The sequence below is a fragment of the Dyella sp. Tek66A03 genome (assembly GCF_052567735.1).
The window spans coordinates 4,256,406-4,281,292 of the sequence record NZ_CP199584.1 but is presented as its reverse complement, the minus strand read 5'-3'; the positions used below and the strand labels follow the sequence as shown (position 1 = coordinate 4,281,292).

Annotated in this window: 21 protein-coding genes; 6 read left to right on the top strand and 15 right to left on the bottom strand. The window is 65.2% G+C overall.

The window, feature by feature from the left end; all coding sequences use genetic code 11:
• Positions 1-15: 15 nt before the first annotated feature.
• Positions 16-1,209 (top strand): class I SAM-dependent methyltransferase, encoded by a 1,194-nt coding sequence (locus ACT01B_RS19145; RefSeq protein ID WP_445144794.1) that lies wholly within the window; start codon positions 16-18, stop codon positions 1,207-1,209.
• A 59-nt stretch (positions 1,210-1,268) separates the two neighbouring features.
• On the opposite strand, the gene ACT01B_RS19140 is transcribed toward ACT01B_RS19145, so the two are convergent.
• The 4 genes from ACT01B_RS19140 to ACT01B_RS19125 form a co-directional block, all read right to left on the bottom strand.
• Complete coding sequence (locus ACT01B_RS19140) at positions 1,269-3,263, bottom strand: LTA synthase family protein (RefSeq protein WP_445144793.1); 1,995 nt, start codon at positions 3,261-3,263, stop codon at positions 1,269-1,271.
• A 160-nt stretch (positions 3,264-3,423) separates the two neighbouring features.
• A complete protein-coding gene (locus ACT01B_RS19135) occupies positions 3,424-4,653 on the bottom strand; it encodes a multifunctional CCA addition/repair protein (protein ID WP_445144792.1) in 1,230 nt (409 codons plus the stop codon).
• A gap of 967 nt (positions 4,654-5,620) precedes the next feature.
• Positions 5,621-6,565: a complex I NDUFA9 subunit family protein gene (locus ACT01B_RS19130; protein ID WP_445144791.1), complete on the bottom strand. Its 945-nt coding sequence runs from the start codon at positions 6,563-6,565 to the stop codon at positions 5,621-5,623.
• A 14-nt stretch (positions 6,566-6,579) separates the two neighbouring features.
• Entirely contained in the window at positions 6,580-8,664 is a 2,085-nt protein-coding gene (locus ACT01B_RS19125) for a transglycosylase SLT domain-containing protein (protein WP_445144790.1), read from the bottom strand.
• Positions 8,665-8,910: 246 nt separating this feature from the next.
• Between ACT01B_RS19125 and ACT01B_RS19120 the strand changes: the two genes are divergently transcribed.
• On the top strand, positions 8,911-10,518 hold the full coding sequence (locus ACT01B_RS19120) for a glycoside hydrolase family 17 protein (protein ID WP_445144789.1): 1,608 nt from the start codon (positions 8,911-8,913) through the stop codon (positions 10,516-10,518).
• Here the strand turns inward: ACT01B_RS19120 and ACT01B_RS19115 are convergent.
• From ACT01B_RS19115 to ACT01B_RS19095, 5 genes are all read right to left on the bottom strand, one after another.
• Positions 10,432-10,866 carry a hypothetical protein gene (locus tag ACT01B_RS19115; protein WP_445144788.1) on the bottom strand — a complete coding sequence of 145 codons (435 nt, stop codon included), beginning with the start codon at positions 10,864-10,866 and terminating at the stop codon, positions 10,432-10,434. The two genes, ACT01B_RS19120 and ACT01B_RS19115, sit on opposite strands and share 87 nt — an antisense overlap.
• Entirely contained in the window at positions 10,863-11,672 is an 810-nt protein-coding gene (locus ACT01B_RS19110) for an endonuclease/exonuclease/phosphatase family protein (RefSeq protein WP_445144787.1), read from the bottom strand. Before ACT01B_RS19110 ends, ACT01B_RS19115 begins: the two co-directional genes overlap by 4 nt.
• Before the next feature lie 116 nt (positions 11,673-11,788).
• Positions 11,789-12,442, bottom strand: a complete 654-nt coding sequence (locus ACT01B_RS19105; protein ID WP_445144786.1) for a thiol:disulfide interchange protein DsbA/DsbL — start codon at positions 12,440-12,442, stop codon at positions 11,789-11,791.
• Positions 12,443-12,491: 49 nt separating this feature from the next.
• Positions 12,492-13,361 (bottom strand): thiol:disulfide interchange protein DsbA/DsbL, encoded by an 870-nt coding sequence (locus ACT01B_RS19100; protein WP_445144785.1) that lies wholly within the window; start codon positions 13,359-13,361, stop codon positions 12,492-12,494.
• Positions 13,362-13,436: 75 nt separating this feature from the next.
• The gene (locus tag ACT01B_RS19095) at positions 13,437-14,207 is read right to left on the bottom strand and encodes a c-type cytochrome (RefSeq protein WP_445144784.1); all 771 of its coding nucleotides are present in this window, start codon (positions 14,205-14,207) and stop codon (positions 13,437-13,439) included.
• Positions 14,208-14,323: 116 nt separating this feature from the next.
• On the opposite strand from ACT01B_RS19095, the gene yihA reads away from it, so the two are divergent.
• The gene (yihA, locus tag ACT01B_RS19090) at positions 14,324-14,959 is read left to right on the top strand and encodes a ribosome biogenesis GTP-binding protein YihA/YsxC (RefSeq protein WP_445144783.1); all 636 of its coding nucleotides are present in this window, start codon (positions 14,324-14,326) and stop codon (positions 14,957-14,959) included.
• 94 nt (positions 14,960-15,053) lie between these two features.
• Here the strand turns inward: yihA and ACT01B_RS19085 are convergent, their stop codons facing one another.
• Positions 15,054-15,551, bottom strand: a complete 498-nt coding sequence (locus ACT01B_RS19085) for a GAF domain-containing protein (protein WP_445144782.1) — start codon at positions 15,549-15,551, stop codon at positions 15,054-15,056.
• A gap of 120 nt (positions 15,552-15,671) precedes the next feature.
• On the opposite strand from ACT01B_RS19085, the gene bioD reads away from it, so the two are divergent.
• From bioD to dcp, 3 genes are all read left to right on the top strand, one after another.
• On the top strand, positions 15,672-16,343 hold the full coding sequence (gene bioD / locus ACT01B_RS19080) for a dethiobiotin synthase (RefSeq protein ID WP_445144781.1): 672 nt from the start codon (positions 15,672-15,674) through the stop codon (positions 16,341-16,343).
• A 54-nt stretch (positions 16,344-16,397) separates the two neighbouring features.
• Complete coding sequence (locus ACT01B_RS19075) at positions 16,398-16,748, top strand: hypothetical protein (RefSeq protein ID WP_445144780.1); 351 nt, start codon at positions 16,398-16,400, stop codon at positions 16,746-16,748.
• 101 nt (positions 16,749-16,849) lie between these two features.
• Positions 16,850-19,063, top strand: coding sequence for a peptidyl-dipeptidase Dcp (gene dcp / locus ACT01B_RS19070; protein WP_445144779.1), 2,214 nt, complete (start codon positions 16,850-16,852; stop codon positions 19,061-19,063).
• A gap of 146 nt (positions 19,064-19,209) precedes the next feature.
• On the opposite strand, the gene ACT01B_RS19065 is transcribed toward dcp, so the two are convergent.
• The 5 genes from ACT01B_RS19065 to ACT01B_RS19045 form a co-directional block, all read right to left on the bottom strand.
• Positions 19,210-20,577, bottom strand: a complete 1,368-nt coding sequence (locus ACT01B_RS19065; RefSeq protein WP_445144778.1) for a glutamate--cysteine ligase — start codon at positions 20,575-20,577, stop codon at positions 19,210-19,212.
• 79 nt (positions 20,578-20,656) lie between these two features.
• Positions 20,657-22,114 carry a sensor histidine kinase gene (locus tag ACT01B_RS19060; RefSeq protein ID WP_445144777.1) on the bottom strand — a complete coding sequence of 486 codons (1,458 nt, stop codon included), beginning with the start codon at positions 22,112-22,114 and terminating at the stop codon, positions 20,657-20,659.
• The gene (locus ACT01B_RS19055) at positions 22,107-22,772 is read right to left on the bottom strand and encodes a response regulator (RefSeq protein ID WP_445144776.1); all 666 of its coding nucleotides are present in this window, start codon (positions 22,770-22,772) and stop codon (positions 22,107-22,109) included. The genes ACT01B_RS19060 and ACT01B_RS19055 overlap by 8 nt, the downstream gene beginning before the upstream one ends.
• A 175-nt stretch (positions 22,773-22,947) precedes the next feature.
• Complete coding sequence (gene grxD / locus ACT01B_RS19050; protein WP_445144775.1) at positions 22,948-23,871, bottom strand: Grx4 family monothiol glutaredoxin; 924 nt, start codon at positions 23,869-23,871, stop codon at positions 22,948-22,950.
• Between the two features lie 62 nt (positions 23,872-23,933).
• Positions 23,934-24,791: a UDP-2,3-diacylglucosamine diphosphatase gene (locus ACT01B_RS19045; RefSeq protein WP_445144774.1), complete on the bottom strand. Its 858-nt coding sequence runs from the start codon at positions 24,789-24,791 to the stop codon at positions 23,934-23,936.
• Between the last annotated feature and the right edge of the window lie 96 nt (positions 24,792-24,887).

Here is a 24,887-nt window from a genome sequence, read left to right as displayed (position 1 = left end):
CTGCAGGTAATGCGCATGTCTTCCAGGCTTCCCGATCCAAGCGCCGACGAGCGCGATCATTCCGACCGGCTTCTTACGCACCTGCGCGAGGAAGTCGCCGCGCACGGTCCGATGCCGTTTGCGCAATACATGGAGCGCTGCCTGTATGCGCCGGGCCTGGGCTATTACAGCGCGGGCAAGACCAAGTTCGGCGAGGCCGGTGATTTCATCACCGCACCAGAACTGGGCGGGCTGTTCGCGCGTTGCGTCGTCAACGTGGCGATGCCGGTGCTTGAGCTGCTCGGCGATGAAGCCGACTTCCTGGAACTCGGTGGCGGCAGCGGTGCGTTCGCCGAAGCCGCGCTCAAGTCCATGCTCGCCAACGCTACGCTGCCGCGCCGCTACCTAATCCTCGAACCCAGCGCCGACCTGCGCGAGCGCCAGCGTGAGCGACTTGCACAGGCGCTGCCGGCGGAGGTGTTCGCCCGTGTGCAATGGCTGGATCGCCCACCGGAAGAGGACTGGCGCGGCGTGCTGTTCGCCAACGAGGTGATCGACGCACTGCCCACGACGCGCTTCGCGATGCGCGCCGGCGAGGTCTACGAGGAGTATGTCGCGCTTGATGGCGAGGGCCGCCTGATGCGCGTGGATCGCCCCGCCGATGCCTTGGTTTCGGGGGCGGTGCGCCACGTGGAACGTGATACGGAGACGGACTTCGCGGATGGCTACCGTTCGGAGATCCTGCCCCAATTGCCGTACTGGATCCAGGCGATTGCCGGCTCGCTGAGCGCCGGCATGATGCTGTTCGTCGACTACGGCTACGTGCGGCGGGAGTTCTACCTGCCCGAGCGGACCGATGGCACGTTGCGGGCCTATTACCGCCATCGCGCGCACAACGATCCGCTTTATTTGCCGGGCTTGAACGATCTCACCGCATCGGTGGATTTCACCGCGCTGGCGGAGGCGGGCAATGGCGCTGGCTTTGGCGTGGCCGGCTATATGCCACAAGCGCAGTTCCTGATCGGCAGCGGCCTGCAGGAGGCGTTCGAAGCTGCCTATGAAAGCGCTGCGGATGAGCAGGCACGCTATCGCCTCGCTCAGGAAGTGAAGAAGTTGACCATGCCCGACGAGATGGGCGAACGGTTCCAGGCCATGATCTTCGTGCGCGACATGGACGTCGTTCCGTTGCCGGCCGAACTGCTCGAGTCGGATCAGGGCGATCGCCTCTAGCGTCGACGTTTCCGCTGCAAAAAAAAGCGGAGGCCGTGGCCTCCGCTTCTTCACAGGATTTACGGCATGCCCACGGGCGCCGTCGTGCCGGTGGCGGCCGGCAGTACCGGCGTGTTGTCTTCCGGTCGCTTGACCATCAGGCCACGTTTGAACAGGTAGGCGGCAGTCTGGTAGTACGCGGTGGCGTCGTCGACCTGGCCCTGCTCGATCGGCGTACGGGGCACGGCGTCGCCGTTGTCGAAGTCTGGGCGCACCTGCTCAAACAGACGCTGCGGCTTGAGAATGCTCAGCGCCTCGTCATGCAGGTAGCCGAGCTTTTCGTAGGTGGCGGGGAAGGCCCGTTCGCGACCCGGCTCGAGCTGGAAGATGTCCGCACCGAAGAAACGGCTGCGATAGCTGAAGTTCAACAAGCCCAGCACGGTCGGCATGATGTCGATCTGTGACATCTGGCGCGTCACCCGCTGCGGCGAGATGTATTTGGGCGCGTAGATCCACAGCGGGATGTGGTAGCGGTTGATCGGCACGCTGGTGCGACCGGCGCTGGAGGCACAGTGGTCTGCAGTGATCACGAATACCGTGTCGTCGAAGTACGGCTTACTGCGCGCGCGCTTGATGAAATCGGCGATGGACCAGTCGGTGTAGGCGACGGCAGCCTCGCGCGTACCGTCTTTCTGCGGCACGCGATTGGCCGGCACGGTAAACGGCCGGTGGTTCGAAGTGGTCATGATGTGCAGGAAGAACGGCTTGCCCGCAGCGTTGGCACTGTCCATCTGCTTCAGCGCCAGCGTGTACAGATCCTCGTCCGCCACGCCCCACACGTTTTCGTGATGGATCGTCTCGCCCTTGGCGATGTCGTTGCGATCCACTGTGCGGTAGCCGTTGTGGCTGAAGAAGTAGTTCATATTGTCGAAGTAGCCGTAGCCACCGTAGACAAAGTCCGACTGATAGCCGCGGTTGTTGAACACGTTGGCCACCGAGAACAGGTTCTCGTTGTTGTGTGCCTTCACGATCGAATCACCCGGCGTCGGCGGTACCGAAAGCGACAGCGCCTCCAGGCCGCGCACGGTGCGGGTGCCGTTTGCGTAAAGATGGTCGAAGAACATGCTCTGGCTGGTCAGGGCATCGAGGTTGGGCGTGATGTCCTTTTTGTTGCCGAACTCCTTGAGGAAGTCGGCGGACAGGCTTTCCACGCTGATCAGCACCACGTTGAGGTGTTTCCCTGGCCCCGCATGGCGGATCTCACGGGTCAGGTCCTGCGGGTCATCGCTGACATAGGTCGCCTCCGGCGTCTTTACCAGGTCGCGCACACGCGAGAACGCCTGCTCCTGCGGCAGCGTGAGGTAGAAGCGCGAGTAGTCGAGATGGCTGCTGCGAAACGCCGCGACGAATTCATAGATACCGTTGCCGGCCAGCTCGTTGACGTAGGCGTTGTCGGAGCGGTCCTTGTAGGTGCCCTTGACCGCCACGGCGGTAATCACCGTGAGCACTAGCCACACCAGCACCACCTTGGCGCGCTGCAAAAAGCGGGTACCGCTGTCGCTGGCGCGTAGTCCGCGCTTGCTCAGCCACACGATCACCACGGAGGCGAGGGCCAGCAGGCTGAGCCAGGTGCCGATCGGGTAGGACTCGCGGATATTGCCGATCACCTCGGTGGTGTAGACCAGATAGTCCACCGCGATGAAATTGAAGCGCGTGCCGAACTCGCCCCAGAACACCAGCTCCGAAGCGCCCACGAACATCAGCCAGCACAGCAGCACCGCCGCGAGCAGATAAAGCGCCCACTGGCCGGCTCGCGACACATAGGCCCGTTGCGGCGTCAGCCACAGGAACAGCACCAGCGGCCACGCGATATAGACGAAGGTGATCAGGTCGTAGACCAGACCGATGCCGAACGCATACGTCCAATAGAGCGGGTTGTGCGGCACGCCGCCACCCACCATGAAGAGCAGGGCGATGCGGGTAAGCATGCCGATCAGCGCGTAGCTGACGGCCAGCCAGTACAGGGGGCGAAAACGCTGGCGCAGCGCAGAAGGCTGCTGGGATGCAATCGACACGGATAGCTCCGGACAAGAAGGTGAAACGCCGAGCTACCGGGGGCGGTGCAGGCGACCCGCCGTTATGTATGCGAGGGGACCAACGAGCATAACAGGCGGGCTTAGCCCGTAAGTTTAGGGAAAGCCACCTTCCCGGGCGCTTTCGTCCCTGACCGGCCGTTCAGCTAACCGCACGGCCGAGGCTGGCGATCGCCGCGATCCGGGCCGCGGTCAGGGCCTCGCCGATGGCCGGCCCCTGCAAACCCTGGGCGACCAAGGGCTCCGAGCGCACCGCGGCGGCCGTGTCGCGCGCGCGCCGCAGGTAGGCGGCCTGCGGATAGGGGTCATCCTCATGCCCCAGCCGGCCGCGCTTGTCCGCCTCGCAGGCGGCAAGGAACAGGGCCAGCCGTTCAGGGCGGCGCAGCGCATCCAGCGAGGACAGCAGCCGCAGCACGGTGGCTGGCTTGAGTTCGAAGGCACGATGCGCGTTGAGGTGCTCGCGGCAGACCTGTTCAGCCAGCGTGGCATGTTCCGTCGGCACCCTGAGACGCGCGACCAGGCGTTGAAGCGGCGCCACACCGGCATGCTCGTGACCGATGTGACGCGGCAGCACATCCGCCGGTGTCAGCGCCTTGCCCAAGTCGTGGGTGAGCGCACAGAAGCCGACGACGTCGTTGCCCGGCGCGATGCGCGCCGCCATGTCCAGCACCATCTCCACGTGCGTGCCGGTATCGATCTCCGGATGGAACTCCGCCCGCTGCGGCACGCCATACAGCGCGTCGATCTCGGGGAACAGCACGGCCAGCGCACCGGCCTGGCGCAGCACGCGCAGAAACGCCGAAGGCTGGGCTTCGGCGAGCGCCTTGCGCGTTTCCTGCCATACGCGTTCGGGCACGAGGTGATCGATTTCACCATCGCGCACCATCTGCTGCATCAGCGCCATCGTTTCGGGCGCTACGGTGAAGCCCAAGGGGGCGAAACGCGCGGCGAAGCGCGCGACCCGCAGCAAGCGCACCGGGTCTTCCACGAAGGCAGGCGAGACATGCCGCAGCAGTCGTTGTTCGAGGTCGCGCGCGCCGTCGAATGGATCGACCAAGCTGCCATCTTCGGCCTCGGCCATCGCGTTGATGGTGAGGTCGCGGCGCGCGAGGTCTTCTTCCAGCGTGACGGTCGGATCGGCGTGGAAGGCGAAGCCGTGATAGCCGTGCCCGGTCTTGCGCTCGGTACGCGCCAGCGCATATTCCTCACCGCTTTGTGGGTGCAGGAAGACGGGGAAGTCCTTGCCGACCGGGCGATAGCCCTTGGCGAGCAGGTCCTCGGGATGTGCACCGACGACGACGTGGTCGCGATCGACCAGGGGCTTGCCAAGGAGTTTGTCGCGGACGGCGCCGCCCACCAGGTAGATGTGCATGGAGCGATTCTGACATGGGGCGCGCTCGTGGCCGCCCTTGGCACCCTCTCCCCTTCGGGGAGAGGGTTGGGGTGAGGTGCGGGTGCTCGCGGTGGCGCTGATTGTCTCGTTGGTTTTGTCGCCCTGTGTGAGTGCCGCCGCAACCGGGCTCGCCTGCGGCGGGCTTCCGCTGTCCTGCCGGACAGCGGGTCACTTTTCTCTGTTTGGCCAGAGAAAAGTAACCAAAAGAGAGGCCACCCCGATGGCGCGCCTTCCGGGCTACGCCCTCCAGGTGCGCGGGTGGGTTACGGAGGTTTGTCGACAGGGCGTCCTGCCCTGACGACAAACTGGCTTGCATCCATGCAAGCCACCCTGCGGGCTTTTCCTCCACCCACCCGCCGCGTCATAGGGGCCCGACGAGCCGCAGAGCAGAGCAAAAGCGCGACTACGCGACGCCTGGTTTTCCATGTAAGAGCGCACCCTGTGCGCGAAAAGCCTACGCAGCGGCAACGCCGTGATCGCGCACAGGGTGCGCTTCTACAAGGCGGCGTTGCTCTTGACCTTCGGGACCCCTGTGCGGCGGTGAGGGGCGGACGATCAGGCCCGCAGGGGTGCCTGGCATGGATGCCAGGCACTTTTCGTCAGGGCAGGAGCCCTGTCGAAAAGCCCGGCCGACCCTCACGGACTTGCCGAGCTTCAGCTCGGCAAGCGCCAAGCGGGGTGCCTTTCTCTTTGGTTACTTTCTCTTGGGCAAGCAAGAGAAAGTGACTCGGCCGTCGGCAGACGGTCGAAAGCCCGCGGCAGGCGAGCCAGATCGCGAATTCGCCGCAGTAGAGCCAATTACACACGCAGCGCCACCGCGAGCACCCGCCCTTCACCCCAACCCTCTCCTCTCCGGGGAGAGGGAGCTAAAAGCAGGCGATCGAAAGCTGGCGTTAGGCGGACCAGATGAAGGCCGCGCGGCTGCTCGCTAGAGCGAGAAAAAGCCTCAGCGCGGATGCGCCCTCGCCACCATCAACCGGCGCTGCCGCGCCGGCACCTGCAACAACACCGGCAACCATGGCGAGAACGGCTGCGGCACGATGCCCAGCGCAGCGTAGCCGTCCACCTTGCCCACGGAATCCGTTCGCAGCGAACGGAAGTTGTCGAGCGAGAACGGCTTGCCGGGCAGCAACTCGGCGAACTGCGCCTGCAGCCGTCCAAGGCTATCGGGCAAGGCGATGATCGGTGTGCGCAGGCCGGCCGTATCGCGGATCTTGCGCACGATATCGCCCAGCGTCAGTACTTCCGGTCCGTACAACTCGAAGCTGCGATCGAGACTGAGTTTGTCGTCGGCCACGCAGCGCGCGAAGGCCTCGGCGACGTCGCCCACCCAGGTGGGTGCCATGCGCGATGCGGCGCGCGCCAGTGGCAGCGCGGGCATCTGGTGTAGCAGTTTGGCGAAGCGGGTGACCAGGCCATCGCCGACGCCAAACATCACGCTGGGCTGGTAAATGGTCCAGTCGAGCGATGAGTTGCGTACCTGGGTTTCGGCTTCGCCCTTGGTCTTGAGGTATTGCGACAGGCCCTGGCCCGCCTTGAGCGCGCTCATATGGTGCAGGCGCGATACGCCGGCAGACAGGCAGGCGGCAATCACGCGCTGCGTCAGGTCGACATGCGCGCGGCGGAAATCATTCTGGCCGCTGGTATTGAGGATGCCGACCAGATTGATCACGGCATCGGCGCCTTCGAACTGCCGCCGCAAGGCATTGCCGTCGTAAATGTCGGTACTGCGAACATGCACGCCGGGCAATACGCTCATTTCGCGCCGCTGTTCCCGGTTGCGCGAGAGCAGCAGGATGCGATGACCGTCGGCGGCCAGGCGAGGTAGTAGATGGCTGCCGACGAAGCCGGTGCCACCGAGTACCACCAATCGCTGTTCTTTTTTGGTCACTATCAATCTCCGCCTTAATGGGTGCCGCTCGATGTCCGGGCCGGCGCTGGGTTGCTCGCGCTGGCGGCGGGCGCAATCGTCGTGCCCGCTTCGACAGGAGCAGGTGCCACGACCGCGGGGCAGGTCACCAGCTTACGCTGAGTGTGGCCGTCTGGAAGGCGATACGCCTGGCCAATAGGTGTCAGGCGCTCGCTCAGTGCCACGGCCTTGCCATGCTGACGCCAGTCGTAGATTACGCTGAACGCCATGACGCGGGCGACGTACTCGCGGGTCTCCTTGTAAGGAATGGTGGCGACGAACAGGTCGGGGGCCAGCGTACCGCGGGCGTCGAGCCATTGATCGACCTTGCCGGGACCGGCGTTATACGCGGCGCTTGCCAGCCAGGGCGCGCCATTGAAGCGTTGTGCCATTTGCGCGAGATAGCGCGTGCCCAGCGCGATGTTGGTGGCGGGGTCGTACAGGGAGTCGTCGCCGCCCCAGTCGAGCCCATTGCGCTTGGCGACCAAGACAGCCGTGCTCGGCAGCAGCTGCATCAGGCCGCGTGCATCGGCACCGGAGCGGGCATCCGGCATCCAGGCGCTTTCCGCACGCAGAATGGCGTACGCCCACGACGGATCGATGCCGGCTTCCTCGGCCTGGTGCACCAGTCCATCCCGGCTGACGAGCGGGAAGCGCTGCTCGTAGTAGCGCAGCAGGTCGGCATTGTTGAAGCCGAATACGGCGCGGTCGTACCAGCCGCGTCGGTAGGCCAGATCCGTCGCCAGCTTCACGGTCTCCACGTCAGCGCCGCTCAGTGCCTGGTCCCACTCGCGCCGGGCCAGGCGCGGCAGGTCGACGGCGAACAACTCGAACGCGCGCAACAGCCCACGGTTGGCGAGTAGTGCCTGTTCGCGCTGCGGATCGCCATTGAGTTGCGCCTGGCAGATCGCATAGGGCGAATCCAGGTGATCGGCGGCGAGGAAGCCGAAGAAGGTCGGTTCCCGCGCCAGCGAGGTGAGTATGCCTTGGGCCTCCGCGGCGCGGCCGAGTTCGCGCAGTGCACGCGCGCGGAACCAGCGCCATTCGCCATCTTGCTGCTGCGTGGATGGCATGGCGTCGACGGCAGCGAGTACAGCGTTCCAGTCCTGTAGTGCGAGCGCCGCGCGCACGCGCCACTCGCGACTGACGTCGGTCTGTACCGAAGCGGGCAGCGCCGACAGGCGCGCGATGGCACTCGCGTCGAAGTCGGTGGCATGGAACAGGGCGATGGCGTACAGCACGCGATCGCGCTGCTCAGGCGTGAAGGTGAAATGCCCCTGCAGTTTCTGCCAGCCGGCGTCGGCCGCGATGGATTGCTTCCGCGCGAGCCGTTCCAGCGCGAGCATGGCGGCTTGGCGACCGCGCGGGGTATCCGGCCATTGCGCGGCAGCAGTCACCGCAGCGGCGGGATCGCGCAAGGCCATGGCGATGCGCTGGGCGGCTTCCACGTCCTCGGCCGGCAACCATCCGGCGATTGCGCTGATGGCGCCGCCCTGGTTGGCGTCGGCGGCGCGATCGATGCGCGACCACACGCGATCCGTCGTCAGCAGGCCCTGATCATGCGCGGCATTGAGCACCGGATCGCACGCGGCTGGCAGTTTGGGCTTGGCCCACAGCGTGGAAACATCGCGATCGAAATCGAGTCGTGCACCCGTGGCCAACTGCGCCTGCAGCGCGTAGCAGGTGAGCGTGTCGTTGATGCCGGGCTGATACAGCGCGAGGTAGTTGTCCCAGTCCTGGCGTCGCGCCAGTTCGAGCAGAAAGTCGCGGCGCAGGTCGCTGGCGGGAATCAGGCCGGGATTGCGCTTGAGATAGTCCTCGACCCGCGCGCGATCCACCTGCCTGATGTCGTGCGTGAGCGCGGCGGCTTCCAGGTAGGGGTAGAGCGGATAGTCCTGCAGTCCGCTCGCCAGGCTGCGCCAGCCGTCGCCACCTTGCTGCGCGGCGGTATAGGCTTGCCTGAAGGCGGCGCGCTGTGCATCGGTGGGTTCAGCTGCGCTGGCGGCGCTGGCCAGCAGCAGGCCTGCCATCACCATGAGCAGAGGTCGGGCGAAACGCCGCAGAGCTGCGCTGACGGACATGAAAACTCCTTTCTTGCTGATCTTTTGCCGATCTTGGCGCAGTGTACTTCGCGTTTTCGCGGGCGCGGCGCGCTGCGTGGGCCGGGCAGGATGGCCAATGGCCGCTGAGCGTGGCGTGAAACACCGCCGCCGTACCAAACGGGAACGGGCTCACAGGCCTTGGCGGTCCAAGCCGGCAACGAGCATGGCGGCGGGAGCGGCCTGTTAGAATGCTGCGCCCACGAGGGGTCCATCCACAGGAAGCGCATGTCGTCATCGCCCTCGCCGTCGTCCCGCGTAGCACCGCTTGCGTGGTTGGTCCTCGTCGTCGCCGCGCTGTCCGGTGCACTTTGGTGGTGGATGATCGGCCGGCCCGTGCCCTTGCCTGATGCGCCCACGTCGCGCATCGCCTGCGTATCGTATGCACCGTTCCGCAGGGCGGGCGAGACGCCGCTCGATCTCCACGCCTACGTCAGTCCCGCACAGATCGATGCCGACCTGCGTGCGTTGTCGCAGCGTTTCGATTGCGTGCGCACGTATTCGCAGGCCTTTGGCCTCAACGCCGTGCCGGAGATCGCCGAGCGCTATGGCATGAAGGTGCTGATGGGCATCTGGCTGGGCCGCGACCTGGCATCGAACGAGCGTGAAGTAAGCATGGGCATCGCCACCGCGACGGCGCACCCCGGTGTGTTGCGCGGCGTGATTGTTGGCAACGAGGTGCTGCTGCGTGGCGAGCTGTCGTCGAAGGCGCTGGCGGCCTATGTGAATCGGGTGCGCGCGGGCACGCATGACACCCATGTACCGGTGACCTATGCCGATGTGTGGGAGTTCTGGCTGCGCTATCCGGAGATGGCCGATGCGGTGGACTACATCACCATCCACATCCTGCCGTATTGGGAAGACCAGCCGGTTGAGCCCAAGGACGCGCTGGCGCATGTGGCCGAGGTCTACGCCAAGGTGAAGAACCGTTTCCCGGGCCGCTCCGTCATGATCGGCGAGACGGGCTGGCCCAGTCAGGGCAAGCAGCGTCACGGCGCCGCCGCCAGTCTGGTCAATGAGGCGCGTTACATGCGCGAGTTCCTCCGTTACGCCGGCACCGTCGACATGCCTTACAACGTCATCGAGGCGTTCGACCAGCCGTGGAAACGCGAGCAGGAAGGCACGGTCGGCGGCTACTGGGGCATCTTCGACGACCAGGCGCGCCCCAAATTTTCGATGCAGGGCCCGGTGGTTGAAGAGCCTCGCTGGCACCTGGGCCTGGCGGCCGGCGCTGCGGGCCTGGTGCTATTTCTGCTGGCCGCGCCGTGGCGTCGTCACTGGCAAGGCGCCAAGGGTTGGCTGGCGCTGGCTCTCGCCGGGTTTGCCAGCGGCACCGCGATGGCCTGGCAGTTCCGCCAGATCTGGTTTGCCGCGCGCAACTCGTTGGACTGGGTGTTTTCCCTGTCGATGTGCGTGCTCGCGTTCGCTACGGCGATCGGGCTGGCGCGCTGGGTCGCTACGCGGCTGGCGGGCGAGATGCCAACGACGGCACCAAAGCGCCGGCTGCGCTTCGCCTGGATGTTCGGGCTCACCTTCTACGGCCTGCTGCTGGTATTCGACGGCCGCTACCGCGACTTCCCGCTGGGCCTGTTCTGGCCACCGGCGCTGGGCTATCTGTTGGCCGCGCTGCTCGAGGCCGGACGCAACGCCATCGTGCCGACGGTGGAAGAGCGCTTGCTGTCCTGTGCATTGCCGCTGCTGGCGGCGGGTGTGGTGGCGCAGGAGGTCGGGCTCAATCCCGCCACCTGGCTATGGCTGGGCTTGAACCTGGCGTTCGCCGCTGCGGTATGGATCGAGTGGCGCCGCAGTAGTCGATTGCAGGCGCACCAGGCGTAGGCTGCCGATCAAGAGAGCCAGCGCGCCGGGCACGAAGCAGTAGAGCACCAGCGCGAACAAGCCGGTCGCGGCAGCGAGCCAGGCGGCGATGGGGCGGTTCCACACCAGCGCAAGCGCGGCCGCGGCCAGGGCCACCCAGCCGTAGATGCCAATCGGCCAGTTCAAGATATTGCCGGTAATGAAGCCCATCACGCTCCAGTGCCGCACCGCGCAGATGAGCTCCTGGCTGGTTTCGCACAGGCGCGCGACATGGGTGGATTCGATCAGCCCATAGCGCAACACGGCGGCGATGCCGCCGATGACCAGCACCAGCAACCAGGGCAATACGAGGCTTAGTGTTCGCTTCATCGGCGGAGTCTGTGGGTGCGTGGGGCGACGTGGGCGGGTAAGCGGATTTCGGCCGCCAGTGGGAGATGATCGGAAAACGCTTGCGGCAGCACCCAGACCTTGTCGAGCTGGATCGCCTCGGAGGTAAGGATATGGTCCAGTGCCCGGCTTGGTTTCCAGCTGGGGAACGTGGCCGGTGGTTGCGGCGGGTGCACCAGGCCACACTTGGCGAACAGGTGCTTCATCTCGGCACTGCGCACGTCGGTATTGAGGTCGCCCATCAACACGGCGTGCGGATAGTCCTGCAGCACCTCGGCGATAAAGGCGAGTTGCTTGGCGCGGGCCGGTGCGCTCAACGAGAGGTGGGCGATCATCACCGCCAGCGCATCCGGGCCTTCACCAAACCGGGCCAACAGCGCGCCGCGGCCGGGAATGCGGCTGGGCAACGGATAGTCCAGCACGCTGGTGGGTTCCAACCGGCTGATCAGGCCATTGGCCGAATGCGCCAGGCGGGCCATCGGCCGGTTCGGCTGATGGCTCCAGAACGGCATCCCGGCGGCCTCGGCCAGGTAGCGCGTCTGGTTGAGGAAGCCTGAGCGCAAGCTGCCGGCGTCGGCCTCCTGCAGGCCGATCACGTCGAACTGGGGTAGCACCTCGGCCAGCCGATCGAGATTTTCCAGCTTGCTGCGTCCGGGCAGTACGGCGGTGATGCTGCGCGTGACGTATTCGCTGTAGCGCTGCACGCTGGCGCCGGCCAGGATGTTGCAGCTCAGCAGCCGCAGGCGGCGCTCCGGGACTGCTGGGGGAGTGGATGGGGCGCGATTCATCGGGACAGGGTGGTCGCAGAGGGGTGACAGCCACCATCGTGGCGTTGTCAGGCGCGCAATCATGCCCGTTTGGTTGTGAACAGGGGGCAAGCCCCTACGGGCCGCCCCCTCCGGACTTACTTGCCGGCGAGCTCACGCTTGGCGAGCCACTGGGTCAGCGCCGACAGCTCATCCAGGCTGTGGATGTTGGCGGTGCGGTACTTGCCGTTGACCACAATGGTCGGCGTGCCGTCCACCTGCCATTGCTGGACCAGCTGGGCATCCTTGCGGATCTGCGCCGTGACCTCGTCGGAGCTGGCGATGCGCATGAATTCCTCGCGCTTCACGCCGTGGCTGGCGTAGAAGTCCGCCAGCTCGTCCAGGGTGGAGATCGGGTAGTGATCGCCGAACTTGGCCTGGAACAGCGCCAGGTGAGTCTGATCCAGCACGCCCAGCTTCTTGGCGGCGTAGAACGCGCGGGCGTAAGGCAACCACTCGTCGTTGAAGGCGGCGGGCATCAGCTTGAACACCACGCCCGGCGGCAGCTGCTTGCGCATCTGATCGGCGAGCGGGGCGAAATGGGCGCAATGGACACAGCCGTAGGAGAACACCTCGACCACTTCCACCTTGCCGTCGTTGTTATAGCGGTGGGCAGGGGCGGCCAGGGTGACGTACTCACTGCCGTCGGTATACGGGGCCGTGTCACCTGAGCCGGTCGCGGTGCAGGCACTGGCGAGCAACAGGCCGGCGAGCAGGCTGACGGCGCGCAGACGGGCAAAACGCTTGAACATGGAGCTCTCTCTTGGCTAGGGGCGATGGGGGTGTCTCTCGGGAGTCGGCTTACTTGCCTGCCACTTCCTTGGACACCAACCATTTCACCAGTTCAATCACCTGCTCATCGCCACCGGCGGTGCCGCGGTCGAGGCGGTACTTGCCATCGACAATGATGGTCGGCGTGCCTTCCACGCCATACGCCTTCACCAGCTCGTCAGAGCGCTTGACCTTGGTGTTGATGGTGAACGAGTTGGCCACCGCCATGAACTCCTTCGGGTCGGCGCCGAACTTGGCGTAGACCTTCGCAGCGTCATCGAGGGTGGGCAGGGCCGATGCCGGCTTGAGGCCACGGCCGCTCGGGGCCATGGCGCTCAGCTCGCTGGTCTTCCACACGGCGTCGTACATGGCGTCGTTGGCCTTGTCGGCCACGCCCAGCGCCTGCGCGGTGAGGAAGGCGCGCTGCAGCATCGGCCAGTTCTCCTGCGGCATGAACGAAGCCGGCAGGTAGGCCATGACGGCATCGGCGGGCAGCTCTGCCGCCAGCTTGTTCATGGTCGGGTGGAACTGGTTGCAGGCGGGGCAGCCGTAGGAGAACACCTCGACCACTTCGACCTTGTCGGTGGTGGTGAGCTTGGGCTGGGCCGGCTCGATGCGCGTGTAGTTCTTGCCTTCCACCCACTTGCCGTTGTCGACGAACGGGGCGGCGGCAGGAGCCGTCGGTGCCGGCGCTGGCGCCTGGGCGGTGGTACTGGCGGCGGCAGGTGCAGCCGAGCCGGTGGTGGCTGGCGCGGCGGCGGTCGAGGCGGCCGGCGGCTGTGCGGCAGGCGCCGTGGCAGCAGCAGCCGGCTGCGACGCCGAGCCGGCGTTGTCGTTGTTATTGCTGCAGGCGGCGAGTGCAAGCAGGGCGATACATAGGAACGACAGACGCTTCAGCATGGTTGTCCTCGGTACAAAACGAACAGTTCAGTGGCTCGGAACGAACACGCCGGCCAGGGGCCGGCGTGTCAGTCATCACTTCGCGGCGGCGGCGCCCGAAGCGCTGGTGCCTTCGGCGGCGTGGAGGCCTTCGACATAACTAGCCAGGGCGGCGATGTCCTTGGCGTCCAGCTTCTTGGCGATGCCGGGCATGATCTGGGCGTGGGCGTCATCGCCCCAGCTGGTGCCGTCGTGCCAGGCCTTCAGCGTTGCCTCGATGTATTGCGCATGCTGGCTGGTGAGCTGCGGGTACATGGCGCCCGGGTTGCCGCGGCCGTCGATGCTGTGGCAGGCCATGCAGGCCGGGATGCCGCGGGCGACGTCACCTTCGCGGTAGAGCTTCTGGCCCTGCTCGACCAGGGCCTGGTCGGCGACGCCCGGCAGCGAACTCTTGGTGGCGAAGAAGGCGCCGACGTCACGCATGTCCTGCTCAGATAACGAGCTGGCGAAGCCGAGCATGATCGGGTTCTGGCGCGCGCCGCCCTTGAAGTTGGTGAGCTGGCGAGCAATGTACGACGCGTGCTGGCCGGCGAGTTTCGGGTACTGCGGGTCGCTGGAGTTGCCATCCATGCCATGGCAGGCACCACATACGGCGGCCTTGGCGGCCCCGGCAGTGGCGTCCCCGGGCTTGAGGGTGGCGGTGGCTTCAGCCGCTGGCGCGGCGGCTGCGGCGGGCTGGGCGACCGTGGCAGCGGCGGCCGGAGCTTTGGCTTCCTGGGCGAAAACCACGCTGGATGACAGCGTGAAGGCGAGGGCTACGGCATATCCAACAATAGCGGGCCGATAACCGGCGGGCCGAAAACTCATACACTTGTCTCCAGAAAAACTGCTAGGGCTGCACGGTACGCGCACACCGCACGCCCGCAACTGGCAGAAACCTCGGAATTATCTCCGTGCCATCTTAGCCGGTCAAACCATTGTCTATGTCGAATCCTCTACAGGGTGCCCAGTTCGTCCTGGCCGCTCACCAAATCTCTCAGCTCCCCGCCGACCACGGCGGCGAGGTGGCCTTTGCTGGCCGCTCCAATGCTGGCAAGTCCAGTGCCTTGAATGCGCTGACGGGTCACCGCGGGCTGGCCCGCACGTCCAAGACGCCGGGTCGCACCCAGCAGATGGTGGCGTTCTCGCTGCCACCGCTGGTGCAAGGCGAAGGACAGCCACCGCTGCAGGTGCGGCTGATCGACCTGCCTGGCTATGGCTACGCGAAAGTGCCGCCCGAGCTGCGCGACCACTGGAAACGGGAGATCGACGCCTATCTGCACCAGCGGCGTAGCCTGCGCGGCATCGTGCTGATTGCCGACATCCGCCATCCGCTCAAGGAATTCGACCGGATGATGCTGGAGTTCTGCTTCGCCACCCATTTGCCCTGCCATGTGTTGCTGACCAAGTCCGACAAGCTTTCGCGGGGGCCGGCGACACAGGCGCTGGCGAGCTTGCGCAAGGAGCTGGCCGCCTCCGGCACGCAGGCGACCGCGCAGGTGTTTTCATCGTCGGCCCCGACCGGTGTGGATGAGGCGCGTGCGACGGTGATGAGTTTGCTCAATACGCCGCGCGAGTAGTGCCAAGAGCCCGAATGGCCTGGGAAAGTGCTGCTCGTCATCCCAGCTTGACCAGCCCTTCGGCTGTTGAGAGCCGCTGGGATGACGGCCCTCTTTACCCTTGGCGGTCGACGCTTTCCATAAACACCTTGCACAGCGCCTCCATCCCGGCGCGGTCTTCATCATCGAAGCGCGCGACCATCGGGCTGTCCACATCCCACACACCGAACAGGCTGCCGTCCGCGCGGACCAGCGGCACGACGATTTCAGACTGCGAAGCGGCATCGCAGGCGATATGGCCGTCGAATTCATTGACGTCGCGCACCACCTGCGTCGTGAGAGTCTGCGCCGCCGTGCCACAAACGCCGCGCCCGAGCGCAATGCGGATGCATGCCGGCTTGCCCTGGAACGGGCCGACCACCAGCTCGGTACCGTCGTAGAGGTAGAACCCGCTCCAGTTCAGCTCGGACACGCTGTGGTAGACCAGGGCGGCAAAGTTCGCGGCATTGGCGATCGTATCGGGCTCGCCCTCGAGCAGACCGCGCGCCTGGCTGCACAGATCCTCGTAGTGCTCTCGCTTGCTGGCATAGGCCTGCGTCTTCACTTCGTACATGGGCATCGGCCTTGGCGATAAAGCCCGTATTATGCGCCGGCGTGGTTTGGCCGGCGCCATCTGCCTGGGTGCTGGCCGGATCGATACCGTTTTCTCGACACCAAACAAGGTGGTGTGAGCATGTCGACGTTCTTTATCGCGGGTACCGATACCGGCGTGGGCAAGACGCATGCGACGTGTGCTTTGCTGTACGCCTTGCGTGCGAGAGACCTCACCGCCTGCGGCATGAAGCCGGTGGCCAGCGGCTGCTTCGATACAGCCGAAGGTCTGCGCAACGACGATGCGCTGGCGCTGCAAGCCGCCAGCAGCGCGCTTATGCCTTACGAATGGGTGAATCCCCTGGCACTGCGCGAACCCTTATCACCCCATCTGGCGGCGGCGCATGCGGGCGTGGAAATTGGCCTCGCGCCGCTGCACGACGCCTTCGAGCGGCTGCGCGCGGTTCACGATGTCGTCCTGGTGGAGGGCGTCGGCGGCTGGCTGGTGCCGCTGTCGCGTGGCTTGATGGCGTCGGACATCGCACGGCAATGGCAGCTGCCGGTGATCCTGGTGGTCGGGTTGCGGCTGGGCTGCCTCAATCACGCCCTGCTCAGCGCCCGCGCCATTGCCACGGACGGTTGCCGGCTGGTGGGTTGGATCGGCAATCGCATCGACCCCGACATGGCCGCCGTGGACGAAAACATCGCCACGCTGCGCCAATTATTGCCGGCCCCGTGCCTCGGCGTCTTGCCGCATGCTGCGACGCCACAGGCGGCGGCATCCAAGCTCGATCTCACGCTGATCTTGGAATGAACTTCACACCGCGCATGTTTCGATGCTCGGGAGGTCACCCAGGAGTCCGTCGTCATGACGATACGCAATCACTACTACCTTTCGATCGCTGATCTGGCGCATGCGCGCGGCCCTGTGCCAGCGCTGAGCTACGACGGCGCCGGGCCCGACGACTTTGCCGCTGCGTTGCGCGAGGCGGTGCGCACACCCGCCCTGTTCGAGCGCTGGCGAGCCCTGCAGGATGACCCGGACGAGGTCGATCCGGCGCTCGCCGCCACCGATCCTGCTGCGCAGGTGAGCGCCCGTGTGAGTGATCTGCGCATCGACGTGGATCTGGTGACGGATCTTCCGATGAGCATCGTTCGACATCGCTTGAACTTGCTGATTGGGTCGAATTGGCAGCTACGTGACATGCGCGCCGCCTGACCTGACTTCCTGCCCTTGGAAGTCGGGGCTGGGTGTGGTTAGAGTCAAAGTTTGTCGTTCACCGCGTCCGACGCCCAGGGCGCACCACTTGGGGACCCCCGATGCTCCGTCTTCGCACACTCGTGATAGCCACATCCATTGCGCTCGGCGCCTGCTCGCAGCAGTCGAACGAGCCGGCCAAGTCGGCCGCACAGCCCGCTCCGGCCAGCACGGCCCCGGCCACGGCTGCCAGCACTGCCGCGCCGGGCGCGGAGGTCAGCGCCACCAATCCGTTCTTTGCCCCGAGCACGCTGCCTTTCCAGGCGCCGCCGTTCGACCAGATCAAGGATGGCGACTACCAGCCGGCCTTCGAGGAAGGCATGAAGCAGCACCTGGTCGAGATCGCCAAGATCGCCGACAACCCGGAGCCGCCGACCTTCGAGAACACCTATGTGGCGATGGAGAAATCCGGCGCCCTGTTGAAGCGCGCGATGCATGCGTTCGACGCGGTCAGCAGCGCCAACACCAATCCCACCTTGCAGAAGGTGCAGGAAGAGGAAGCGCCGAAGTTTGCCGCGCACCAGGACGCCATCGTCCTGAACGACAAATTGTTCAAGCGCATCGAGACGGTCTACAACGATCGCGACACGCTGAAGCTCGATCCGGAATCCAAGCGCCTCGTCGAAGTGGTCTACAAGAACTTCGTGCACGGCGGCGCCAAGTTGTCGGAGGCCGACAAGGCCAAGCTGAAGGACCTCAACAAGGAAGAGTCGACCCTCAGCGTCCAGTTCATCAACAAGCTGCTGGCGGCCACCAAGGAAGGCGCCCTGGTGGTCGACGACAAGGCCAAGCTCGATGGCCTGTCCGACAGCGATCTGGCCAATGCAGCCCAGGCGGCCCAGGGCCGCAAGCTCGATGGCAAGTGGGTGATCCCGCTGCAAAACACCACCCAGCAGCCGGCGCTGCAGAACCTCAATAATCGCGACACCCGCGAAGCGCTGTTCAAGGCCTCGTGGAACCGTGCCGAGAAGGGCGACGCCAACGACACGCGCCAGCTGCTGTCGCGCATCGCGCAGCTCCGCGCCGAACAGGCCAAGCTGCTCGGCTTCCCGAACTACGCCGCATGGAAGCTTGAAGACCAGATGGCCAAGACGCCCGAGGCGGCGCTGAAGTTCATGGGCAACCTGGTGCCGGCCGCCACTGCCCGCGCTGAAACCGAGGCCAAGGACATCCAGGCCGTGATCGACCAGCAGAAGGGTGGCTTCAAGGTCGAGGCATGGGACTGGAACCACTACGCCGAGCAGGTGCGCAAGGCCAAGTACGATCTCGACGAATCGCAGATCAAGCCTTATTTCGAGCTGGACAACGTGCTGCAGAACGGCGTGTTCTTCGCCGCCAACCAGCTGTACGGCCTGACCTTCAAGGAGCGCAAGGACATCCCGGTATGGCAGCCGGATGTGCGCGTGTTCGAAGTGTTCGACAAGGACGGCACCTCGATGGCGCTGTTCTATTGCGACTACTTCAAGCGCGACAACAAGCAAGGCGGCGCGTGGATGAGCAACCTGGTCGAGCAGTCCAAGCTGTTGGGCACCAAGCCGGTCATCTTCAACGTGGCCAACTTCACCAAGCCGGCCGCGGGCGAACCGGCCTTGCTGTCGTTCGACGACGTGATCACCATGTTCCACGAGTTCGGCCATGGCCTGCACGGCCTCTTCGCCAACTCGCAGTACGCGACGCTGTCGGGTACCTCGACCGCACGCGACTTCGTGGAATTCCCGTCGCAGTTCAACGAACACTGGGCGACCGACCCGAAGATCTTCGCCAACTTCGCCAAGAACTATAAGACCCACGAGCCGATGCCGCAGGCGCTGGTCGACAAGATCAAGAAGGCGTCCACCTTCAACAAGGGCTACGACATGACCGAGCTGGTCGGTGCCGCCCTGCTCGACATGAGCTGGCATAGCCTCGGTGCCGACGCACCGAAGCAGGATCCGGACACGTTCGAAACGGATGCGCTGACCAAGGCCAAGATCAACCTCAGCTACGTGCCGCCGCGCTATCGCTCCAGCTACTTCAACCACATTTGGGGTGGTGGTTACGCCGCCGGCTACTACGCCTATCTGTGGACCGAGATGCTGGCGGACGACGCCTTCCAGTGGTTCAAGGAAAACGGAGGCCTGACCCGCGAGAACGGCGACCGCTTCCGCGCCATGATCCTGTCCCAGGGCAACACGGTGGAGCTCGGCCAGCTGTACCGCGACTGGCGCGGCCGCGATCCGAGCGTCGAGCCGATGCTGATCAACCGTGGTCTGAAGGAAGCGCCGAAGAAGAAGTAATTCTTCCGCATCCAGAAACAAAAAAAGGCCGGCTTTGCCGGCCTTTTTTTGGACGTCCCTACGCGGAAGGAAGCAGCAGCCCGGAAACGAACAAGCCCTGCGTCATGGCAGGGCCTGGTCTTCGCGACACCGACGTAACCGGTGACTCAATACGCGAATTCGCGGAACACCGGGTCGACACTTCCGTTCCATGGACCGTTGAACAGTTCCAGCTTGCGCTCGGCCGGGGTCTGGTTGGCCTCGACGATCTCGATCATCGGTTCGAGGAAGATGCTCTCATCGGCCCCACTTTTATTGAGTCGGGCGCGGCGCTTGAGGCCGTGCGAGGCGATCTTGAGCGTTTCTGCCGCCAGTTCGCGCACGCGGTGCTTGCGGAACGGCAGCTTGAGCGCCTGCTTCGGCACGCCATCGCGCAGGGCGTGGCGTTCCTCGCGGCTGAAATCCTTGACCAGGTCCCACGCCGCACTCAAGGCGTCATCGTCGTAGAGCAGGCCGACCCACAAGGCGGGCAGGGCGCACAGGCGATTCCACGGACCGCCGTCGGCGCCACGCATTTCCAGGTACTGCTTGAGGCGTACTTCCGGAAAGGCCGTGGTGAGATGGTCGGCCCAGTCCTTCATGGTGGCGTGCACGCCAGGCAAGGCCGGCAGTTCACCCGCCATGAAACGCTTGAAGTCCTGTCCGGAAAGATCGGCGTAGTGGCCTTCCTGATAGCTGAAGTACATCGGCACGTTGAGCATGTAATCGACGTAGCGTTCGTAGCCGAAGCTGTCCTCGAATACGAAGTCGAGCATGCCGGTGCGATCCGGGTCGGTGTCTTCCCACACGTGCGAGCGATACGACAGATAGCCGTTTGGACGGCCTTCCGTGAACGGGGAGTCCGCGAACAGCGCGGTGGCAATCGGTTGCAGGGCGAGGCTGGTGCGGAACTTGCGCACCATGTCGGCTTCGCTGGAGAAGTCCAGGTTGACCTGCACGGTGCACGTGCGCGTCATCATGTCGAGGCCGAGATTGCCGACCTTGGGCATGTACTCGCGCATGATCTTGTAGCGGCCCTTGGGCATCCAGGGCATCTCGTCGCGGCGCCACTTCGGCTGGAAGCCCATGCCGAGGAAGCCGATGCCGAGGTCGTCCGCAATGGATCGCACTTCAGCCAGGTGCGAATTGACCTCGCAGCAGGTCTGGTGGATGGTTTCCAGTGGCGCGCCGGAAAGCTCCAGCTGGCCGGCGGGCTCCAAGGTGATCGAGGCCTTGTCGCGTGACAGTGCCACCGGATTGTCCCCCTCGCGCGCCACATCCCAGCCGTAGCGCGTGGCCAGGGTTTCCAGCAACACACGGATGCCACGATCACCGTCGAAGGTGGGCGGGCGCAGGCTGTCGGTCAAAAAACCGAATTTTTCGTGCTCGGTGCCGATGCGCCAGGCATCGCGTGGTTTCTCCCCCGCAGCCAGGTAATCAGTCAGCTGCTGGCGGTTGCCGATCGGCGTGCTCTTGACGGCACTGGGTATGGACACGGGGAACTCCTGTAGAGGCTGCCCTCACTTTGGGGGTGCCGGAGTGAAATTCAAAGTGCCACGCGCCACAGACCGAGTTTTAGCTACTGGCGGGAAAATCGATGCGCATGCGGGTGCCCTGGCCGGTGCTGCCGTCCAGGATACTCAGTTGCGCGCCATGTACCCGCGCGACCTCGTCGACGATCGATAGTCCGAGGCCGCAGCCATCGGCCGTGCTGCCCGCGCCGCGATAGAAGCGCTCACGCACACGGAGGCGCTCGTCAGGCGGAATGCCGGTTCCGCTGTCATCCACTTCAAGGAAGGCGCGTCCGTCATTGACGCCACAGCGGACCGTCACATGGCCGCCGGCGGGTGTATGCCGAATGGCGTTGTCGATCAGATTGATCAGCAGTTCGTGCAACAACCAGTACACGCCGGTGACCTGGGCGTGCTGGCTATCGGCACCCAGATCGATGCCGTGCGCCAGGGCGCGGTCCAGCGAACTCTCGATCACTTCACCAATCAGGTGGGGCAATTCGATCGAGGTGTAGTGGCTGGCCCGATGCGCCGAAGGTTCGGCGCGCGCCAAGGTCAGCAGCTGGTTGGCGGTATGGGCAAGACGGTCCACGCCACCCTGCAGCAGGGCGATGCGCTCTTCCAGCGGACTGCCGGCGGTTTCGCGGCTCAGTACTTCCAGCTGTGCCTTGAGACCGGTCAAGGGTGTTCGCAACTGGTGGGCAGCGTTGGCCATGAAGTGTTGCTGCGAGAGCACGGAATTGCGCACCGTGCCCAGCAAGGTGTTGAGCGACTCAACCACCGGCCGCACCTCGCTGGGAACCTGCTCGGTGGAAAGCGGTGTCAGCGCCTGGGCCGGACGGTTGGCGATCTGACGGCTCAGTCGTTGCAGGGGGCGCAGCGCAATGCGAATGCCGATCAAGGTGATGATCAGCACGGCGGCCATCTGCACCGTGTCATTGAGGCCGAAAGAGACGTCCATGCGATGGACCGCGCGGTCGCGGCGTGCCGGCGTCTCCGCCACGGTCACGATGACGGGATCGCCGTCCTCCAGGGTGCGGTAGCTGGCAAGCCGCAACAGCTGACCTTGATAGTTGATATCGGCGTAGCTGAAGCCATCCGCCGCCTTGTCATCGGGCGCCGCCAATGGCAGATCCGGCGTGCCCGCCAGCGTGCGACCGTCGGGAAGGCTCACCCTATAGAAAAACTTGTCACCACCCATGCCACGCAGCGGTGACCGGGACCCCTCGCCGGGCATCGGGTGTGGCCGCGCTGATGGTAGAGGGTCTGCGCCGGCGAATGGCCTGGGTAGCGGTAGACGCTCCGGTGAGGTCACCCCGAGTTGGCCCTCCGGTGTGCGCTGGATGCGTGCCACGATGGCCAGCGCGGCGCGCGACAACGCGCGGTCGAAGGCGCTATGGATGGGGCTGACGATCATGCTGTGATCGACGGCGACGCCAACCACCAGCAACAGCAACAGCGGCGCCAGCATGTACCTCAGCAGGCGCTGATGAATGCTGATCGGACGTTTGCGTTCAGGCATCTTCGAGGCGGTAGCCCAGCCCGCGAATGCCGCGCACGGTCGCCGAAGTGCCTAGCTTGCTGCGCAGGCGCGACACGTGGACTTCGATGGCATTGCCGGAAATGTCCTCACTCCATCCGGTAATCGCCTGGGTCAGCCGTTCCTTGCTCACCACCTTGCCACTGTGATGGGCCAGGCATTCGAGGATGGACCATTCGCGTCGCGTGAGTTCCAGTACATCGCCGGTGGTGTTGAGCGCGCGGCGCCCGGCCAGATCGATGCGCAGGCCGCCGATCGCAATCTCATTGGCGGCGGCGGCCGTGGCGCGGCGAATCAAGGCGCGGCAACGCGCCGCCAGTTCAGGCAGGGCGAACGGCTTGACCAGGTAGTCGTCGGCGCCCAGATCCAGGGCGTTGATGCGGTCGTCCAGGCCATCGCGTGCCGTGACGATCAACAGCGGCAGCGGATTGCCGCTGCGGCGCAGGCGCCGCACCAGCGAGAGTCCGTCCTCGCCGGGCAAGCCCAGGTCGACGATGGCGAGGTCGTAGTGAGTGTCGGCCAGGCGTCCGGAAACCGATTCGGCGTCAGCTACCGGATCGACCACATAGCCGCTGGCGACCAGGCCACGGGTAATGGCATCTGATACGAGGGAGTCATCTTCGACAAGCAGGATTCGCATACGGCATACAAGCGTGGATGTCGGCGCATGCTAACAGCAGGACATGACCGGACACAGGCTCCTGCGACTGGCGCAACATCTTGCGCATCTCTCCTGTTCAGCGCGGGGCGCGACCCAAGGAAAAACGCCCGCAATGCGGGCGTTTCCGTGGATCGTCATGTCGAGCGGAAAGCGATCAGTAGCGCGGCACCGACGAGTCGATCTCGTTGGCCCATGCGTCCATGCCGCCCTCGACGTTGTAGACCTTGGTGAAGCCGTGGGCGGCGAAGCGCTCGGCCACGCCGCGGCTGGAGACACCGTGGTGGCAGATAAAGGCGATCGGCGTGTCCTTGGGCAGGGCGGCCAGCGTCTCGTAACCCTCGTCCTCCAGCACACGGGCCTGTGCCAGCGGGGCGGCTTGCGCGCGACCTTGGGCCGGGCGCACGTCGACCAGGGTGATGTCGCCGGCGGCCAGACGGGCCTTCAGCTCCTGCACGGTAAGCGAGCCGATCTCCTGCGCGCCGGGGAATTTCAGGCTCAGGCCTTCACCCTGCACGGTGGACACCCAGTCGATCACGATGCCCTTGGCGCGCTGGGCGCTGCCCGGGTCGAAGTGCACGTCGATGCCGTTGGAGCTGACCACGATGTCGTGATCGCTGGCTGGCGCCAGCTGGAAGCCGGCGCTATGGTCCGGGCCGATCTCCAGGTGCAGCGCCAGGCCCTGGGCACTTGCCGTGCCCTGGCGGATGGCCTCGGCGGCCTTGTCGGTGATGGTGATCTCGGGCGGCGTGCGATCCGGGGCGGCCGCGCCGAACAGCTGGTGCAGCTCGCCGCTGGCGTACATCTGGCGAATGATGTCGGCGCCGCCGACCAGCTCGCCGCCCACATAAAGCTGCGGAATCGTCGGCCAGTCGCCGTAAGCCTTGATGCCTTCGCGGATTTCCGGGTCTTCCAGGACGTTGACCGTGTGGTAGTCCGGCACCAGCTCGTTGAGCGTGTTGGTGGCGGCGGCGGAGAAGCCGCACATCGGCTGATGGCGGGTGCCTTTCATGAACAGCACCACGCGGTGGTCATGCAGCAGGGATTGGATGCGTTCGCGGGTGGCGCTGTCGAGAGACATGGAGAACTCCGGCAAAGAGGGCTGATTGTACGCCCCCGATATGCCGGCGGCACCTGGCCCGTTCAAGCGGCGGGGCGTAATTCCCCGAGATCGAGCCGGCTGCGGGTGAGCGGCGCCAGCGCCAGCGCGGCGGCGGGGGAGGGCCAAACCAGCTCGCGGCTGGCCCGACCCAGCGGGGCAAATTGTTCGCTCCAGTGGATCAGTTCCATCGCGCCCGAGTGGTCCTCCACCAACACCGTGCAGTGCTCCACCCAGTCGCCATCGTTGAGATACAGCACGCCGCCCATGTCGCGCACGTGGCCAAAATGGATATGTCCGCAGATATGGCCGTCGAAGCCGCGTTCGCGCGCGTCGCTGGCCACGCGCTCCTCATAGGCCCTGATATAGGCCAGGGCCTTGCCGATATGCGATTTCACGATGATCGACAGCGGCAGGTAGGGTAGTTCCAGCCGGCGTCGCATGGCGTGCACGCGGCGATTGGTCCAGCAGATGAAGCGATGCATCACTTCCCCCAGGTGCACCATCCATGTGCGCCCGATCTGCTCCGGATCAAATTCGTCGCCGTGACTGACTCTGTAGCGGCGTCCGTCAGCCCCTTCGTGCACCGCATCCAGCGCGATCTGCACGCCACCGAAGCGCTGGCCGGCGAGGCCGCGCATCGGGGCATCGTGATTGCCCGGGATATACGTCACTTCGACGCCGCGTCGTGCCAGCTCCAGCACCTCGGCAATCACGGCGCCGTGGTCCGGATGCCACCAGTGGCGGCGCGCCAACGCCTCCATGTCGATGATGTCGCCCACCAGGTAGAGCTTCTCGCAGCGCAGCTTGCGCAGGAAATCGAGCAGGTAGCCGGCCTTGCAGTCAGGCGTGCCTAAATGCACGTCCGAGATGAAGGCGCTGCGGCAGTGGAAGTTCGCCATGGCAATCTCTCCCGGTGGTTACCGGGACGCCAGCTTGCGCGCGGCAGGTCACCGCGCGATGGCGAAATGGTTGCAGAAGCGTTTCCGCCATAGATC

Bases quoted from the DNA above. Each gene is read 5' to 3' on its own strand.
- ACT01B_RS19075 (WP_445144780.1), top strand. From the start codon at position 16,398: ATGACGATACGCAATCACTACTACCTTTCGATCGCTGATCTGGCGCAT.
- ACT01B_RS19045 (WP_445144774.1), bottom strand. From the start codon at position 24,791: ATGGCGAACTTCCACTGCCGCAGCGCCTTCATCTCGGACGTGCATTTA.
- ACT01B_RS19135 (WP_445144792.1), bottom strand. From the start codon at position 4,653: ATGCACATCTACCTGGTGGGCGGCGCCGTCCGCGACAAACTCCTTGGC.
- ACT01B_RS19105 (WP_445144786.1), bottom strand. From the start codon at position 12,442: ATGTTCAAGCGTTTTGCCCGTCTGCGCGCCGTCAGCCTGCTCGCCGGC.
- ACT01B_RS19085 (WP_445144782.1), bottom strand. From the start codon at position 15,551: ATGTACGAAGTGAAGACGCAGGCCTATGCCAGCAAGCGAGAGCACTAC.
- ACT01B_RS19055 (WP_445144776.1), bottom strand. From the start codon at position 22,772: ATGCGAATCCTGCTTGTCGAAGATGACTCCCTCGTATCAGATGCCATT.
- bioD (WP_445144781.1), top strand. From the start codon at position 15,672: ATGTCGACGTTCTTTATCGCGGGTACCGATACCGGCGTGGGCAAGACG.
- ACT01B_RS19110 (WP_445144787.1), bottom strand. From the start codon at position 11,672: ATGAATCGCGCCCCATCCACTCCCCCAGCAGTCCCGGAGCGCCGCCTG.
- ACT01B_RS19095 (WP_445144784.1), bottom strand. From the start codon at position 14,207: ATGAGTTTTCGGCCCGCCGGTTATCGGCCCGCTATTGTTGGATATGCC.
- dcp (WP_445144779.1), top strand. From the start codon at position 16,850: ATGCTCCGTCTTCGCACACTCGTGATAGCCACATCCATTGCGCTCGGC.
- ACT01B_RS19100 (WP_445144785.1), bottom strand. From the start codon at position 13,361: ATGCTGAAGCGTCTGTCGTTCCTATGTATCGCCCTGCTTGCACTCGCC.
- ACT01B_RS19120 (WP_445144789.1), top strand. From the start codon at position 8,911: ATGTCGTCATCGCCCTCGCCGTCGTCCCGCGTAGCACCGCTTGCGTGG.
- ACT01B_RS19115 (WP_445144788.1), bottom strand. From the start codon at position 10,866: ATGAAGCGAACACTAAGCCTCGTATTGCCCTGGTTGCTGGTGCTGGTC.
- grxD (WP_445144775.1), bottom strand. From the start codon at position 23,871: ATGTCTCTCGACAGCGCCACCCGCGAACGCATCCAATCCCTGCTGCAT.
- ACT01B_RS19145 (WP_445144794.1), top strand. From the start codon at position 16: ATGTCTTCCAGGCTTCCCGATCCAAGCGCCGACGAGCGCGATCATTCC.
- ACT01B_RS19125 (WP_445144790.1), bottom strand. From the start codon at position 8,664: ATGTCCGTCAGCGCAGCTCTGCGGCGTTTCGCCCGACCTCTGCTCATG.
- ACT01B_RS19060 (WP_445144777.1), bottom strand. From the start codon at position 22,114: ATGCCTGAACGCAAACGTCCGATCAGCATTCATCAGCGCCTGCTGAGG.
- yihA (WP_445144783.1), top strand. From the start codon at position 14,324: ATGTCGAATCCTCTACAGGGTGCCCAGTTCGTCCTGGCCGCTCACCAA.